The organism is Rhizobium sp. WYCCWR 11152 (genome assembly GCF_013087615.1).
Lineage (GTDB): Bacteria > Pseudomonadota > Alphaproteobacteria > Rhizobiales > Rhizobiaceae > Rhizobium > Rhizobium indicum.
In genome coordinates this window covers 134362-148584 of the sequence record NZ_JABFCP010000008.1, presented here as the reverse complement: position 1 = coordinate 148584, position 14223 = coordinate 134362, and the positions used below count along the sequence as shown (strand labels likewise).

Genomic DNA, 14223 nt, shown 5'->3' with positions numbered 1-14223 from the left:
TAAAAATTGTCGGGAACCGCTTAAGCCGGTTCGAGCGCCATGACAAGGCTGGCATTCTGCCCGCCGAAGCCGAAGGAGTTGGAAAGCACGGCCGAAACCTGGGCTTCCCGCTTCTTGTTCGGCACGACATCGAGAACGATCGACGGATCGGGGTTGTTGTAGTTGATCGTCGGCGGCAGCGTCCCGGTCAGCATCGTTTGCAGCGAGAACACCGCCTCGACGGCGCCCGCCGCCGTCAGCGTATGGCCGATCATCGACTTGTTCGATGAAACCGGAATGCCGACAAGCCGATCGCCGAACACGGCCGACATCGCGCCATACTCCATCTTGTCGTTCTCCGGCGTCGAGGTGCCGTGCGCATTGATGTAGCCGATGCCGCTCTCGTCGATGCCGGCATCGGCAAGGGCCGCTCGGATCGTCGCGATTGCCGGGCCGCCGTCGGGCGACGACCGGGTGCGGTGGAAGCTGTCCGCCTTGTCGCCGGCGCCCTTCATGATGCCGAGCACCTTGGCGCCGCGGGCGACCGCCGATTCCAGCGATTCCAGCACCAGGGTCGCTGCACCTTCGGCGATGACGAAGCCGTCGCGATCCTTGCTGAACGGCTTGGAAGCCTTGGTCGGTGGATCGTTCTGTGTCGAAAGGGCTGACAGCAACGAGAAGCGGATCAGCGCTTCGGCACTCAGCGATCCGTCGGTCGCGACCGTCAGCGCGCGATCCGTGCGGCCTTGGCGGATCGCCTCGATGCCGAGCTGGATCGCCGTGACGCCGGAGGCGCAGGCGGTCGAAAGCGTGACGGGAAGGCCGCGGGTGCCGAACCGGTCGGCAAGGCGCTCGGAAATAGCGCCAAACAGGGCCGCCTCATGGAAGGCCGGGTCCGGACGCTGGCGCAACGCCGTCAGGAAGCGCTCATAGGCATCCCCTGGATGGTCGGAAGCCGGCGAACGGTCGGCAAGTTCGAAACGCGCGCTCCATTCCGGCTCGATCGGCGGGGCGGCAAGAAACAGAGGGCCGTTGAAATCGCCGGAAAGGCCGGCATCGGCAAGCGCCTCGATCGTCGTTTCGCGGGCGAAGGCATAGGAGCGCTCGACGGCGTTCGGCACCGGAATGCCGATGAAATCAACGGTGCCGGCGATCCGCGTCGACAAGCCCTCGGTCGGGAAGCGGTTGATCTCGTGGATGCCCGACGTGCCTGACGAAAGCGCTGCCCAGTTGTCGCTGAGGCCCTGGCCGAGCGAGGTGATGATGCCCATGCCGGTAACAGCCACGATCGGACGGCCGAGGTGATCTCTATAAGCGGAAGCTGTCATATTTCTCACTCCTCACGCATCTGCGGAAAGAACGGCAACGCCCTCGCCGCGCTGGTGTCCGACCATGGTCACGACGGCGGCGGTTGCGCCTGCCCGCATCGGCGCCTCATGGGCGGCATCGAAGGGCGGAACCTTGGCCTTGCCGTCGACGGCAAGGGCTGCAAGCGCCAGACCCAGCGTGAACTGCGTCTCGATCGTATGGCCGGTGACGCCGCCGAAGCCGCGGATCGCAACGTCCGGCAATTGATGCTCGAGCACCGCCCGCTCGCGGGCGGCAAGATCGTGCATGCCGGTCGATCCGGAAAAGATCGCCGTGCTTTCAGTGGCAAGCCCGGCAGCCGGCGCCAAAAGCCGCTCCAGCCGGACTTCGAGATTGCCGGAATTGCGGTTGCCGCGATCGCCCTCGACCGCGTCGATGACGGCATAGATATGGGCACCGCGGGCCTCGGCATGCTTGCGGGATTCCAGCACCAGGAAGGCGCCTGCCGAACCGGTGATCATGCCGCCGCCGTCGCTGGGTCTACGCGACCAGAGCGGCACCCAATCGCCGCGCGCATGGGCGCCGATCGCTTCGGTGAGCAGGATCATGTCGGGCCGCTCGGCCGCGAAGGCGCCTCCAACAAGCGCATGCGAGGATTCGCCTGATTTGATGCGGTAGAAGGCGGTCTCGACGGCGGATATGCCGGCCGCTTCCTCGCCCATGAAGGTGCGCGACGAGCCGGTGACCTTGTGCACGATCGAGATATTGCCGGCGAGCAGGTTGGAAAGCTGGGCGAGGAACAGCGTCGGCCTCAGCTCGGTCGTCAGCTTCTCGTTGAGCAGCAACTCGCGGTCATTGCGCTTGAGCGCCTCGTCGACGATCAGTGTGTCGACATTGATGTCGCGCTCGCCGCCGCCGGCCGCCACGATCATGTCCATCGTGCCGCAGGCCTCGCTATCGTCCTTGAAGCCGGCATCGTCGAGCGCAAGGCCGGCGGCGAAGACGCCGATGCGCTGCCAGTTCTCCATCTGGCGTTGATCGCCGCGCTTGGCGATCTGCTGCGACCAGTCGATCTCAGGCAGCGGATGCACCGGATAGGGCTTGAACTTCTCGGTCTCGACGATCGCCTTCGGAGTGCTCGCGGCCGAAAGCAGCGCGATATGCGCATCCTTGCCGACGCCCTGACAGGTGACGATGCCTATGCCCGAGATGACGACGTCGTTTGCAGCCTTGCTCATCCAATCACTCCCTGCGCCGCGATCGCTTCGAGAAGCCCGATCTCGCCGGCACGTTTCTTCACGATATCGCCGAGCGGCACCTCGGAAAACGGCATGGTGCGCAATTTCAGCTGCGCATCGCAGACCTTCTTGCCGCCGCTGGTGATTTTAGCCTTGGTGACCGCGAAACCCGAACCGTCATGCTCCAGCACCGCCTCGATGTCGAGCACGGCTTCCGGTTCGACGAAGGTGCGCATCTTGGCGCCGTCGACTGTCATCAGGAAGGGCATGGCGGCAAAATTGGTGACGGCAAGCACCAGCATGCCGGAGGCCTGGGCCATGGTCTCGATCAGGAGCACGCCGGGAACGAGCGGCATGCCGGGAAAATGACCCTCGAAGACGGGGCTCTTCGCCGGCACGACGGATCGCGCCTTAAGCGTGCCCTTCTTCAGGTCCACCGCTTCGACGCGGTCAATCATCTGGAAATATTCCAGCAGCATTCGGATCCTCCGGCCCGACAGGCCAGATCCGCCCGCCGGTGACGCCTAAAGCGCGTCTGGTTCGCACTTTAGGTCTTTGTTTTTATGCATGCCGTTGTCCCAAAACCGCTGCGCACTTTTGGGCGGCATGCACTAGTTAGGAACGAAACCGCCCGGCCGCCATATTCACGGCGGCAGGGCGTTCAAAAAAGACTGGTATATCGCTCAGGCCTTGGCTGCTTTGAGCTCGTCGATCTTGGCGCAGAGGTTCTTCAGCACGAAGTATTCTTCGGTGGAAACCTTGCCTTCGTTGACTTCCTGCGTCCACTTTTCGAGCGGGATCTTGATGCCGAATTCCTTGTCGATCGCAAAGACGATGTCGAGGAAATCGAGGCTGTCGATACCGAGGTCGTCGATCGTATGGCTCTCCGGCGTGATCGTCGCGCGGTCGATCTCGCTGGTTTCTGCAATAATGTCGGCAACTTTATCGAATGTAGCGGTCACGCGCTGTACCTCATGAAATGACGATTTAAACCCCCTCATAGGCAAATCCATTTCAAAAGCCAATGCTTTCGTCCCGGCGTTGCGGCAATTTGCCGGCTGGGTGTTGCCTAAACAGCAATGGAATGCCGGCCTTTGCCGTCACGCAAGGCGCGAGGCGATGCCGCTTTAGAAAGCCCGCCCTATCGGCGGGGCGAAGAAGCCGTCCGAATCAAACCCGCGGACGGCCTCTTTTCGGCGCAGGCGCTTCCCATAACAGCCATGGCACGGAAACTTTGATCTGGATCAAATCGCGATCCCGGCGAAATTGATAATCATCAAGCCGCGCTGGAAGAAATCGGGATAGCCGAACCCGCAATCGCGGCGTAATCGTCTAGGGTATACCCGGCATGCGCAGCCACACCCGGCACGCGCGGGTTTCGAAGGGATCAGGACATGGATGTCGCACGCAGTGATGTTTCCGACTCCGGCACTCTCGTCGCCTGCCGTTCCTGCCAGGCGCGGCACGGCGTCGTCTGCGGCGCGCTGTCGAGCAGCCAGCTCCGGGAGCTCGGCCGCCACTCGCTGCGCCGCAAGGTCGATGCCGGCAGCGAGATCATCGCTCAAGGCTCGGAAAGCTCTTTCTATTCGAACATCATGCACGGGGTGGTGAAACTCTGCAAGGTGATGCCGGACGGGCGCCAGCAGATCGTCGGCCTGCAATTCGCCCCCGATTTCGTCGGCAGGCCTTTCGTGCGCGAAAGCACGCTGTCGGCCGAGGCTGCGACCGATTCCGAAATCTGCGTCTTCCCGCGCAACCTGCTCGACCGCATGATATCGGAGACGCCGGAACTGCAGCGCAGCCTGCACGATCAGGCGCTGAAGGAGCTGGATGCCGCGCGCGAATGGATGCTGACGCTCGGCCGGCGCACCGCCGAGGAGAAGGTCGCAAGCCTGCTCCACCTCATCGCCACCCACGCCGAACCACAAACGGCCACAAGCACCGCCTTCGACCTGCCGCTATCGCGCGCCGAGATCGCCGATTTCCTCGGGCTGACGATCGAAACCGTCAGCCGTCAGATGACCAGGCTGCGCAAGAGCGGCGTCATTCGCATCGAGAACTTCCGACATATCATCGTTCCAGACATGGATGAGCTGGAGCGGATGATCAGCGCATAAGAGGGATCAGCGCGGCGCATAACCCGTTGGGTTAGCGCGTAATGACCACGCGGGTATTGGCAAGGCCGGCCTGCCGCGTCAGCGAGAAGAACTGGGCAGCATTATCGGGATGCAGGCGAACACAGCCATGCGAGGCCGGCCGGCCCAGGCGCTTCAGGTCGAAGGTGGCGTGAACGGCATAACCGCCGTTGAAGAACACGGCGTAGGGCATCGGCGCATTGTCGTATTTCCTGGAGCGGTGATCGCGCGACAGCCACTTGGCGCGCCACGAACCGGTCGGCGTGACATAGCCGTTGCGCGCGGTCGAAACCTTCCAGCGATACTTGACGAAGCCGTTCTCGGAAACAGTCATCGTCTGCTTGCCGATGCTGATATTGGCGACCAGCGTTGCTGCCTGAGCGGCAACAGGAGAAAACTGCAGCAATAAACTTGCGGCCGCAGCCGCCAAAATCGTCTTCATCATAACCCCTCTTCGAACTCGCGCAGCTTAATTGCGCCCTCACGAAAGAGAGACTACGGCAATACTTATTAGATTGCTTTAATCCGAATGGTAATCACAATTTTAACGGCGCATGGCAGCAAGCGGGTCGCCGCAGGCTTACTGAAGCTTGCGCTTCGCCCCAGCCTGATTGAGCCCTTGGTAGGCCTTGTTCATCTTCTCGCGGATCGAGGCCATGGTGCCGAGATTATGGCCGCAGGCCGCACAGGTGATGATGTCGGTCTCCCGGATCTCGGGACGCTCGAACTTCATCTTGGTGCTCTTGCACTTCGGGCACGGTAATTCAACCTGAACTGTCATCGCTCTGCTTCCAATCTGATGGAGATATGAGGCGGTCGGAATAAACGTTTGAGTGGGGGCTGTCTACCGGCGGCGTGGGTGTGCTGTGTCGCACCCCCTCTCACGGCACACCCTATCCCGCGTGCACGGCGCAACCCTACAGAAAACACAGAAACAACCCGAACGTAGTACCAGCGAGCACCATGCAGCTGGCGTAAAATACCGATACGCCGTCCTCGATATCGCCTGAGGTCGCCACGTTGCGGCCGGTGTCGTTGATCATCGGCTCGCGCACGATGACGCCGCCATAGATGCGCGGGCCGGCGAGCTGGACATTCAGCGCGCCTGCCATTGCTGCCTCCGGCCTGCCGGAGTTCGGCGAACGGTGCAAGGCCCCGTCGCGCATCGCCACCCTGATCGCCTCGCGCCCGGCGCTTGTTCCCCGCCGGATCCAGGCGCCGGCGGCAATCAGCAGTATGGAGAGGCGCGCGGCCGGCCAGTTGGCGATATCGTCGAGCCGGGCGGCGGCCCAGCCGAAGTCGATGTATTTTTCCGACTTATGGCCGATCATCGAATCCGCCGTGTTCAGCATCTTGTAGGCGAAGAGCCCCGGCAGGCCGAAGACGGCATACCAGAGCGCCGGTGCGACGACGCCGTCGGAGAAATTCTCGGCAAGGCTTTCGATCGCCGCGCGGCAGACGGCTGGCTCATCCAGCGTCTCGGGATCGCGTCCGACGATGCGGGAAACGGCGGTCCGCCCGCCGGCAAGCCCCTCGTCGCGTAAGGCGACGGCGACGGCCGCGACGTGATCGGCAAGGCTTTTCTGCGCCAGGAAGATCGCCACCAGCCCGGTCTCCAGCAAGATGCCGGCAAGGCCAAACAGCGCGAAGAACCGGTTGAACACGAAGCCTGCGGCTATCGCCACCAGAAGCAGCACCAGGATGGCGGCGATACCGTTCATTCGGCGTTGCGAGCCGGTGAGACTTTCCGGGTTGAGCTGCCGGTCGGCATAAGAGATCGCCGCGCCGAACATGACGACGGGATGCGGCATCCGCGACCACAACCATTGCGGATCGCCGGCGATCCGGTCGAGCAGCAGCGCCAGAAGCAGTACGAGAAGGTTTTCGTCGATCGTCATCGCTCAAATCTCTGAAGGGCTTCGCCAAGCCGCCTGTCGGCCGCCGGATCGGGCGTCAGCCCGAAACGCAGCCAATCCGGCGCATAGTCGAACTTGCGGACGAGAATATGATGGCGGCAGAGATGCGTGTAAATGTCGCCGGCTCTCGCATCGGCGACAAGGGTGAAGAGCGCCGTTCCTCCAGCCATCCGCAACCCGGCGCCCTTCAGCACCGCATGCAGACCGGCGCAACGTTCATTGATGCGGCTGCAGATAGCAGAAACATCCGATCGCAGCAGCGAACCTGCAATCGAAAGGGCCGGTCCTGAGACCGCCCAAGGTCCGAGCCAGTCTTCGAAACGCGCGAGAATATCGCCGCGCGCAATCGCGAAACCGAGCCGGAGGCCGGCAAATCCGAAGAACTTCCCGAAGGAGCGGAAGATGATGAGGTTGGAAAGCTGCGGCGCACGGGATGCAAGGCTGAGCGCCGGATCGGTATCACCGAAGGCCTCATCGACGACGAGAAGCCCGCCTGCTGCCTTCATCCTGTCGTGCAGGGCAATCAGTGTTTCGGCCGGCCATGCCCGTCCATCAGGATTGTTCGGATTGACGACGATGGCCAACCGATGTCCGGCTCCGATCGCGGCAATATCGTCTACCACATCGATGGCAAAACCGGCCGAGGCGAAGGCGCGCGCATACTCGCCATAGGTCGGCGATACCACGGCAATCTTGTTGTCCGTCACGGCAATCTTGTTGTCCGTCACGGCAACCCTGTTGTCCGTCACATCGACTCGGTCGTCCGTAACGCCAACCAGCCTACCCTCGACCAGACGTGGCAGAAGCTGGATCACCGATTGTGTGCCGGGCACTGGTAGCGGCAGAATCTCGCCGCTGCCGTAGTGGTCGCGCGCCGCGCGCCTTGCCTCATCGACGAGGTGCCTGTCCGGCAGGCGGTGCCAGGCTCGCGCCGGAATGTCAGGCAGCGCGACGGGGCACGGATTGATGCCTGTGGAAAGATCGAGCCAGTCGTCCGGCCTGCCGCCGAAGGTAGCGGCAGCCGCGGTGATGCCGCCGCCGTGGACAATCGGTGCGCTCATGCGGCGGCTCCGGCAAGATCGATCAGATGCATGTAGGAGCCTGCCACCTGGTCGCGCCTGAGACCGGCGGCACCCAGATCGGTTCCGAGCGCATCCTGCACCTGAAAAAGCCGCTTGCCCTCGCCCTCGGAGACGACGCTGGAATAGTGGAATTCATGGGCCGTCATCATCCGCGCAAAGAAGGCGCCGTCGAGGGGCACAACACGGCGATAGCCGAGATGACGCTTTCGCTCGGCATAGGTGGTGACGACGGGCAGCAGGCCGAGCATCTCGTGGCGATGCCCCTTCGCATCGATCAGGCCCTCGCCAAGCACCATGTAGCCGCCGCATTCGCCATAGATCCGGATGTCGCGCGCTGCCGCATCGAGCATGCCGGCGCGGAAATTCTGCGCCTCTGCCAGCCGCCCGGCATGCAGCTCGGGATAACCACCGGGCAGATAGATCGCATCGGCATCACCAGCCGGCGCCTCGTCGGCGAGCGGCGAGAAAAAGGAAATCGCAGCACCCCGGCGGCGCCAGCCGAGCAGCATATGCTCGTAGGAAAAGGCAAAGGCGACATCGCGCGCCACGGCGATGCGGGCACCCAGCGGCGGTAACCGGTCGATATTGGCGGCCGATGGCCGGTTGAGCCCCTGTCTGGCGATGCGCAGCAGGAATTCAAAATTGCATTCCTCGGAGACGGCATCCGCCGCATGGTCGATGAAATTGTCGAGGGTTGCATGTTCGCCGGCCTGGACGAGGCCGAGATGGCGCTCCGGCAGGGAAAGCGCCTTGTCGCTGCCGATGACGGCGATGACAGGCATACGGATAGCTTCGAGCGCCTGCCGCAGCATCGCCTCGTGCCGTTCGCTGCCGACCTTGTTGAGGATGACACCGGCAACCCGCACATCGGCACGGAAACCGGCAAAACCAGTAACCAGCGCCGCCACCGACTGCGACATGCGCGAGGCATCGACGACCAACACCACGGAAAGCCCCAGCTGGGCCGCCAGATCGGCCGCCGTTCCCTTTCCGTCGGCCGCCCCATCGAAAAGCCCCATCATCGCCTCGATGACGAGGATGCGGTCGCCGGAGCGGTGAAGGGCCGCATTGGCCGAGATCAGCTCCGGGCGCATCGCCCAGGGATCGAAATTCAGACAGAGCGTGCCACTCGCTGCCGCATGGAAGGCAGGATCGATATAGTCGGGGCCGGCCTTGCCGGGCGCGACCGCGATGCCGCGCCGGCGAAGCGCCCGGAGCAGACCGAGCGTCACCGTCGTCTTGCCGGCGCCGGAGGAAGGTGCTGCGATCAGGAGGCCGCTCATGCCCGCACCTTGCCGGACCGGCGGAATGGATCGGGCAGCAAGCGCCGCCCAGCCAGTGCACCGAGCCAATCGAGTGAAGCTCTGAGCCGCACCACCTCGCCGACGACGACTACGGCCGGCGGTTCGAGCCCGGAAGCGGCAACGGCCTCGGTCGCCTCTCCGAGCGTCGTTTCCAGCACCTGCTGCCGGCCAGTGGCGGCATTGCAGACGAAGGCGACGGGCTCGGATGGCAGCCGGCCTGCGGCGATCAGACGGGCGCTGATCTCGGCGATATGCTTCATCGCCATGTACATGACGATGACAGGCGAGCCCCGTCCGATCGCCTCCCAGTTGATCCTGTCGGGCACGATACCTGACGAATCATGGCCTGTGAGGAAGGTCACGGCATGGTTGATGTCGCGATGCGTCACCGGGATGCCGGCATAGGCGAGCCCGCCGATGCCGGCGGTGATGCCGGGCACGATGCGGAAAGGGATGTTGTGCTCGACCAGCGTCAGCGCCTCTTCGCCGCCGCGACCGAAGACGAAGGGATCGCCGCCCTTCAGCCGCAGCACTCGCTTGCCGGCGCGCGCAAGCTCCACCAGCCGCAGCGAGATGTCGCGCTGCTTCGCCGAAGGCTTGCCGCCGCGTTTGCCGGCATATTCCACCAGCGTTTCCGGCCTTGCCAGCGCCAGGCATTCCTCGTTGACCAGCGCGTCGTGAACGATGACGTCGGCCTCGGAAAGTCCCTTGGCGGCGAGCAGCGTCAGCAAGCCGGGATCACCGGGGCCGGCCCCGACGAGCCAGACGCTGCCCGGCTCAAGCGCCGGAAGATGGGAGAATGCGGCATCGATCATCCTGCTGATCTAGGCCCCGCAAAGGGCAAGGTCAACGCCGCGCCCATCACCTCACTTGAAGTTGCTGAGATGAGCATGACTCACTTTGTGAAGTGTCGGATTCAAATCCTCGGAGAACCCTCATAACGCAATGAATATATTGCAATATATCCCGAAGGCCGGCCGCGATGCTGCCGGCCTTCAAGCTAGTCAGGCTGCAAGCAGTGTATTGCGGATGAGGTCCAGGACCCTCTCCGACTCAATGCCGGTGCAGACCACCTGGCTCGGCAAGCCATCCCAAGCGCCATCAGGCGGAAAACGCCGCCCATCTGGCCTGACGATCGTCTGGCCATCGGCGATGCCGCCGCAGACGACACGCACCGCACCCGATATTGACGAGAACAGCTCCGGCACCACGACATAGACGCAGGCGCAGCTGTCATGCACCATCATGCCGTCTTCAACCGCGTGCTTGTAGAAATCGATGTAGGACTGCGAGAGTGCGTCGAGCTGCTTGACCGCCTTGTCACCCCTCGCCGCCATCTCGCCGAGATAGCTGCGGCTCATCGTGGTAATCGCAGTGACGTCGAGGCCGATGACGGCCACCTTCCAGGGTGCGGTCATGACGATGTCGGCAGCCTCAGGATCACCGTGGATATTGGCCTCGGCGACCGGCGAGACATTTCCCGGCACATAGAAATTGCCGCCCATGATGACGACGTCCTTGGCCAGCGTCGCAATCTCGGGGTCTTCCTTCAGCGCCAGCGCCAGATTGGTCATCCGGCCGACGGCGACGAGGCGCACCTCGCCCGGATGGGCGCGCACCGTGTCGATGATGAAGCGATGCGCCGGGCGCGGATCGAGCGGCAGGTCGATCGTCTCCGGTACCTCGATATCGCCGAGGCCGTTGTCGCCATGCACCATGGCCGGCCATGGCCGTTCCGCACGCGCGGAATCGATGGTGACGCTGGCGCCCTTGGAAACGGGTGCCGGAATATTCCATTCGCGCTTGAGGAAGAGCGCATTGCGCGTCGTCGTCTCAACCGAGGCGTTGCCGAAGACCGTGGTGATGCCGAGAAGGTCGATTTCGGGATGGCGATGCAGGAAGAGAAGCGCCATGGCGTCGTCGACGCCAGGGTCGGTGTCATAAATGACCTTGTGCATGAGATATCCTCTAGATGTGAACCGTGAAGCTGCCGGACGGCGCCGCGAATTGGCGCCAACATAACGTCCACTAGGCTTTCTGCAACCCGCTGCGGGAAACTGCCGCTGTCGCATGTGCAGATTTGATCTTGGCGACAGCAAGCTCGGCATCCGGTCCCGCAGCTGCAAGCGCAGCGGCCTCGGCGACCCCATGGCAGCCGACGCGGGCAAAGACGATCGCAGAGGGATTCGCGAGCCGCGGCGTCTCCTCCTCCAGCCGCGGCGCGCCGAAGAAGACGGCAGGCACGGAAAAATGCGCGGCAACAGCAAGGATCGCCGGCTCCAGTCTTCGGCTGTCGATCGAGGCAATGGCTGCGAGTTCCGCCGCGCCAATACCGGCTACATCGAGCGCCTCGATCGCAAGCGCCAGCACCTCGGCAGGCGACGTCCCACGCTCGCAGCCGAGGCCGAGCACGTGGAGCCTCGCCGTATCGAAAGAGATATCGCTCATGGAAACCGTCAAATACGCCCTGCCCATGTCGTTGCAGCCATTGCAGCTTGGGACGGCAAATGCAACAAGGCCGTCCGAAATCCCTCCCCGGAATACCACCTTGCCCGATATCGCCTTCGATCTGCTTCTGCTGCTCTGCGCAGCGGCTTTCTTTGCCGGTTTCGTCGATTCTATTGCCGGCGGCGGCGGCCTCATCACCGTTCCCGTCATGCTGATCGCGGGCATTCCGCCGCTCCAGACCCTCGGCACCAACAAGGTGCAGTCCCTCTTCGGCGCCGCCTCGGCCACGATCGCCTACGCCCGCAAGCGCCATGTGCAGCTTGCGGAACAATTGCCGATGGCGCTGATGGCCATCATGGGCGGGGCGCTCGGCGCGGTACTCGCCACCATCGTTCCAGGCCAAGCGCTGCAGGCCATCATGCCGGTGCTCCTGGTGGCGATCGCCATCTTCTTCGCCGTCAAGCCGAACCTCAACGACCTCGACACGCACCGCCGCGTGACGCCCTTTACCTTCGGCCTGACGCTGGTACCTGTCATTGGCTTCTATGACGGCGTCTTCGGCCCCGGCACGGGCTCCTTCTTCATGCTGGCCTTCGTCACGCTCGCCGGCTTCGGCATGCTGAAGGCGACGGCCCACACCAAGCTTCTCAATCTCGGCTCGAATTTCGGCGCGCTGATCGTCTTCGCAAGCTTCGGGGCAATACTCTGGAAGATCGGCCTGTTGATGGGTACCTGCCAGTTCCTCGGCGCGCAGCTGGGCTCGCGGTTTGCCATGCGCATCGGCGCAAAGCTCATCAAGCCGCTGCTCGTGATCGTCTGCGTCGCCCTTGCGGTAAAGCTGCTCGCCGACCCGGCAAATCCGCTGCGTGTCTGGCTCGGCGTCTGACCGAACCCTCGACCATCTTCCATTACCTCTGACGTAATTGATAAGATGCATCGCCTTCCCGCATGATCGAGCTGCCTGGAATTGACGGGCGATCAAAGGAGATGACCTGATGAACGACGCAAACACCAACGCAGAGCGCTATCTCGCCATCTGGAATGAGACGGACGCCGCCCGCCGCCGCGCTCTCATCGCCGAGAGCTGGAGCAAAGCCGCCACCTATATCGACCCACTGATGCGCGGCGAAGGCCATGAGCAGATCAATTCGCTGGTCGAGGCGGTGCAAAGCCGCTTCCCCGGCTTCCGCTTCGCCCTGATCGGAGCGGCCGACGGCTACGGCGACAACCTGCGCTTCTCCTGGGGCCTCGGCCCGGAAAACGGCGATGCGTTAATCAAGGGCACGGATTTCGCCGAACTCGAAGGCGGCAAGCTGAAATCCGTCCGCGGTTTCATAGATTTGCTGCCGGAAGCCGCCTGATGACGCCGACCGCCCGCTCCCTTGGAGACCATCTGCGCGAATGGCGCCAGCGCCGCCGCATGAGCCAGCTCGACCTCGCGCTGGAGGCGGAGATCTCGCAGCGGCATCTGAGCTTCATCGAGAGCGGGCGCTCGACACCGAGCCGCGACATGCTGCTGCATCTTGCCGAACGGCTCGACGTGCCCCTTCGCGATCGGAACCCGCTGCTGCTCGCGGCGGGTTTCGCTCCTGTTTTTGCCGAACGCGCGCTCGACGATCCTGCACTGGAACCGGCCCGTCGCGCCATCGACATGGTGCTGAAAGGGCACGAGCCCTTCCCAGCAATTGCCGTCGACCGCCATTGGACACTCATCGCAGCCAATGCGGCCATCGCTCCGCTGCTCTCAGCCGTTGCCGACCAGTCCCTGCTCACGCCGCCCGTCAACGTACTGCGCCTCAGCCTGCATCCACAAGGATTGGCGCCCCATATCAAAAACCTCTCCGAGTGGCGCGCCCACCTTATCGGCAGGCTGCGCCAACAGTTCTCGGCTTCGGGTGATCCAATGCTGGACAAGCTTTTGAAGGAGTTGCTGTCCTATCCAGCGCCTAAAACTGCTGGCGAGGTCCATGCCGACTATGCCGGCATCGCTGTTCCCCTTCAGCTTTCGACCAAGGCCGGCTTGCTTTCGCTGATCTCGACAACGACGGTCTTCGGCACCCCCGTCGACATCACTTTGTCGGAACTCGCGGTCGAATCCTTCTTCCCGGCAGACGACGAAACGGCCGCCATCCTGCGCAGCCTCGCGCTCAACTGACCGTCTCAGAACTCCACGCCCGGTTGACCCTTGATGCCGGAGCGGAAGGGGTGTTTGACGAGCTCCATCTCGGTTACCAGATCGGCGATTTCGATCAATTCTTCCTTCGCGTTGCGCCCCGTCAGCACGACATGCGTCATATGGGGCTTCTCGCTCTTCAGAAAGGCGACGACTTCGTTGAAGTCGAGATAGTCATAGCGCAACGCGATATTGATCTCGTCGAGCAGCACCATGGAATTGCGCTCGTCGCGGATCAGTTCCTTGGCCTTTTCCCAAGCGGCCGCCGCTGCGGCGACATCGCGGGCGCGGTCCTGCGTTTCCCAGGTGAAACCCTCGCCCATCGTGTGGAACTGGCAGAGATCGGAGAAATGCTTCTCGATCAGGTCGCGCTCGCCGGTCCACATCGCGCCCTTGATGAACTGCACGACGGCTGACGGCTTGCCATGGGCGATGTGGCGGAAGATCATACCAAAGGCAGACGAGGACTTGCCCTTGCCCTTGCCGGTATGGACGATGATCAGCCCCTTGCCATCCGTCTTGGTGGCCATGATCTTGTCGCGCGCGGCCTTCTTCTTCGCCATCTTCTCGGCATGGCGCGCATCGTCTTTTCCGGTTTCGTTTCCCGGGATCTCGTTCTCTGGTGCTTCGTCGCTCATTG

General features: G+C 63.1%; 17 protein-coding genes. 4 read left to right on the top strand and 13 right to left on the bottom strand.

Annotated features, from left to right (window positions below; all coding sequences use genetic code 11):
- Positions 1-20 precede the first annotated feature (20 nt).
- From G9X67_RS10575 to G9X67_RS10560, 4 genes are all read right to left on the bottom strand, one after another.
- Positions 21-1307, bottom strand: a complete 1287-nt coding sequence (locus G9X67_RS10575) for a beta-ketoacyl-ACP synthase (protein WP_003540471.1) — start codon at positions 1305-1307, stop codon at positions 21-23.
- Between the two features lie 12 nt (positions 1308-1319).
- Positions 1320-2525 (bottom strand): beta-ketoacyl-ACP synthase, encoded by a 1206-nt coding sequence (locus tag G9X67_RS10570; RefSeq protein WP_171598652.1) that lies wholly within the window; start codon positions 2523-2525, stop codon positions 1320-1322.
- Entirely contained in the window at positions 2522-3004 is a 483-nt protein-coding gene (locus G9X67_RS10565) for a 3-hydroxyacyl-ACP dehydratase FabZ family protein (RefSeq protein WP_003540474.1), read from the bottom strand. The genes G9X67_RS10570 and G9X67_RS10565 overlap by 4 nt, the downstream gene beginning before the upstream one ends.
- Positions 3005-3208: 204 nt before the next feature.
- Entirely contained in the window at positions 3209-3487 is a 279-nt protein-coding gene (locus G9X67_RS10560) for an acyl carrier protein (protein WP_003540486.1), read from the bottom strand.
- A 432-nt stretch (positions 3488-3919) separates the two neighbouring features.
- Here G9X67_RS10560 and G9X67_RS10555 point away from each other — a divergent pair, with 432 nt between their 5' ends.
- Entirely contained in the window at positions 3920-4642 is a 723-nt protein-coding gene (locus G9X67_RS10555; protein WP_171598651.1) for a Crp/Fnr family transcriptional regulator, read from the top strand.
- 31 nt (positions 4643-4673) lie between these two features.
- On the opposite strand, the gene G9X67_RS10550 is transcribed toward G9X67_RS10555, so the two are convergent.
- From G9X67_RS10550 to G9X67_RS10515, 8 genes are all read right to left on the bottom strand, one after another.
- A complete protein-coding gene (locus tag G9X67_RS10550) occupies positions 4674-5102 on the bottom strand; it encodes a L,D-transpeptidase (RefSeq protein WP_129420337.1) in 429 nt (142 codons plus the stop codon).
- A 138-nt stretch (positions 5103-5240) separates the two neighbouring features.
- Complete coding sequence (locus G9X67_RS10545; protein WP_003540491.1) at positions 5241-5441, bottom strand: hypothetical protein; 201 nt, start codon at positions 5439-5441, stop codon at positions 5241-5243.
- Positions 5442-5577: 136 nt separating this feature from the next.
- Positions 5578-6558, bottom strand: coding sequence for an adenosylcobinamide-phosphate synthase CbiB (gene cbiB / locus G9X67_RS10540; protein WP_171598650.1), 981 nt, complete (start codon positions 6556-6558; stop codon positions 5578-5580).
- On the bottom strand, positions 6555-7637 hold the full coding sequence (locus G9X67_RS10535; protein ID WP_171598649.1) for a threonine-phosphate decarboxylase: 1083 nt from the start codon (positions 7635-7637) through the stop codon (positions 6555-6557). Before G9X67_RS10535 ends, cbiB begins: the two co-directional genes overlap by 4 nt.
- Positions 7634-8941, bottom strand: a complete 1308-nt coding sequence (locus G9X67_RS10530; protein WP_138390964.1) for a cobyrinate a,c-diamide synthase — start codon at positions 8939-8941, stop codon at positions 7634-7636. Before G9X67_RS10530 ends, G9X67_RS10535 begins: the two co-directional genes overlap by 4 nt.
- The gene (cobA, locus tag G9X67_RS10525) at positions 8938-9777 is read right to left on the bottom strand and encodes a uroporphyrinogen-III C-methyltransferase (protein WP_138390963.1); all 840 of its coding nucleotides are present in this window, start codon (positions 9775-9777) and stop codon (positions 8938-8940) included. Before cobA ends, G9X67_RS10530 begins: the two co-directional genes overlap by 4 nt.
- A 189-nt stretch (positions 9778-9966) precedes the next feature.
- Complete coding sequence (locus G9X67_RS10520; RefSeq protein WP_171598648.1) at positions 9967-10920, bottom strand: nucleoside hydrolase; 954 nt, start codon at positions 10918-10920, stop codon at positions 9967-9969.
- A gap of 70 nt (positions 10921-10990) precedes the next feature.
- Positions 10991-11410: a cobalamin biosynthesis protein gene (locus G9X67_RS10515; protein WP_138390961.1), complete on the bottom strand. Its 420-nt coding sequence runs from the start codon at positions 11408-11410 to the stop codon at positions 10991-10993.
- A gap of 100 nt (positions 11411-11510) precedes the next feature.
- Between G9X67_RS10515 and G9X67_RS10510 the strand changes: the two genes are divergently transcribed.
- The 3 genes from G9X67_RS10510 to G9X67_RS10500 all read left to right on the top strand — a co-directional run bounded on the left by G9X67_RS10510 (position 11511) and on the right by G9X67_RS10500 (position 13565).
- Positions 11511-12296 (top strand): TSUP family transporter, encoded by a 786-nt coding sequence (locus G9X67_RS10510; protein ID WP_171599039.1) that lies wholly within the window; start codon positions 11511-11513, stop codon positions 12294-12296.
- Positions 12297-12405: 109 nt separating this feature from the next.
- Complete coding sequence (locus tag G9X67_RS10505; protein WP_003540515.1) at positions 12406-12771, top strand: nuclear transport factor 2 family protein; 366 nt, start codon at positions 12406-12408, stop codon at positions 12769-12771.
- The gene (locus G9X67_RS10500) at positions 12771-13565 is read left to right on the top strand and encodes a helix-turn-helix transcriptional regulator (RefSeq protein ID WP_138390959.1); all 795 of its coding nucleotides are present in this window, start codon (positions 12771-12773) and stop codon (positions 13563-13565) included. Before G9X67_RS10505 ends, G9X67_RS10500 begins: the two co-directional genes overlap by 1 nt.
- A gap of 5 nt (positions 13566-13570) precedes the next feature.
- Here the strand turns inward: G9X67_RS10500 and cobO are convergent, their stop codons facing one another.
- Positions 13571-14221: a cob(I)yrinic acid a,c-diamide adenosyltransferase gene (gene cobO, locus G9X67_RS10495; protein ID WP_171598647.1), complete on the bottom strand. Its 651-nt coding sequence runs from the start codon at positions 14219-14221 to the stop codon at positions 13571-13573.
- Between the last annotated feature and the right edge of the window lie 2 nt (positions 14222-14223).

What these genes read in the sequence shown, in the direction of transcription:
- G9X67_RS10575 (WP_003540471.1), bottom strand. Translation starts at nt 1,307, where the DNA reads ATGACAGCTTCCGCTTATAGAGATCACCTCGGCCGTCCGATCGTGGCT.
- G9X67_RS10570 (WP_171598652.1), bottom strand. Translation starts at nt 2,525, where the DNA reads ATGAGCAAGGCTGCAAACGACGTCGTCATCTCGGGCATAGGCATCGTC.
- G9X67_RS10565 (WP_003540474.1), bottom strand. Translation starts at nt 3,004, where the DNA reads ATGCTGCTGGAATATTTCCAGATGATTGACCGCGTCGAAGCGGTGGAC.
- G9X67_RS10555 (WP_171598651.1), top strand. Translation starts at nt 3,920, where the DNA reads ATGGATGTCGCACGCAGTGATGTTTCCGACTCCGGCACTCTCGTCGCC.
- G9X67_RS10550 (WP_129420337.1), bottom strand. Translation starts at nt 5,102, where the DNA reads ATGAAGACGATTTTGGCGGCTGCGGCCGCAAGTTTATTGCTGCAGTTT.
- G9X67_RS10545 (WP_003540491.1), bottom strand. Translation starts at nt 5,441, where the DNA reads ATGACAGTTCAGGTTGAATTACCGTGCCCGAAGTGCAAGAGCACCAAG.
- cbiB (WP_171598650.1), bottom strand. Translation starts at nt 6,558, where the DNA reads ATGACGATCGACGAAAACCTTCTCGTACTGCTTCTGGCGCTGCTGCTC.
- G9X67_RS10535 (WP_171598649.1), bottom strand. Translation starts at nt 7,637, where the DNA reads ATGAGCGCACCGATTGTCCACGGCGGCGGCATCACCGCGGCTGCCGCT.
- G9X67_RS10530 (WP_138390964.1), bottom strand. Translation starts at nt 8,941, where the DNA reads ATGAGCGGCCTCCTGATCGCAGCACCTTCCTCCGGCGCCGGCAAGACG.
- cobA (WP_138390963.1), bottom strand. Translation starts at nt 9,777, where the DNA reads ATGATCGATGCCGCATTCTCCCATCTTCCGGCGCTTGAGCCGGGCAGC.
- G9X67_RS10520 (WP_171598648.1), bottom strand. Translation starts at nt 10,920, where the DNA reads ATGCACAAGGTCATTTATGACACCGACCCTGGCGTCGACGACGCCATG.
- G9X67_RS10515 (WP_138390961.1), bottom strand. Translation starts at nt 11,410, where the DNA reads ATGAGCGATATCTCTTTCGATACGGCGAGGCTCCACGTGCTCGGCCTC.
- G9X67_RS10505 (WP_003540515.1), top strand. Translation starts at nt 12,406, where the DNA reads ATGAACGACGCAAACACCAACGCAGAGCGCTATCTCGCCATCTGGAAT.
- G9X67_RS10500 (WP_138390959.1), top strand. Translation starts at nt 12,771, where the DNA reads ATGACGCCGACCGCCCGCTCCCTTGGAGACCATCTGCGCGAATGGCGC.
- cobO (WP_171598647.1), bottom strand. Translation starts at nt 14,221, where the DNA reads ATGAGCGACGAAGCACCAGAGAACGAGATCCCGGGAAACGAAACCGGA.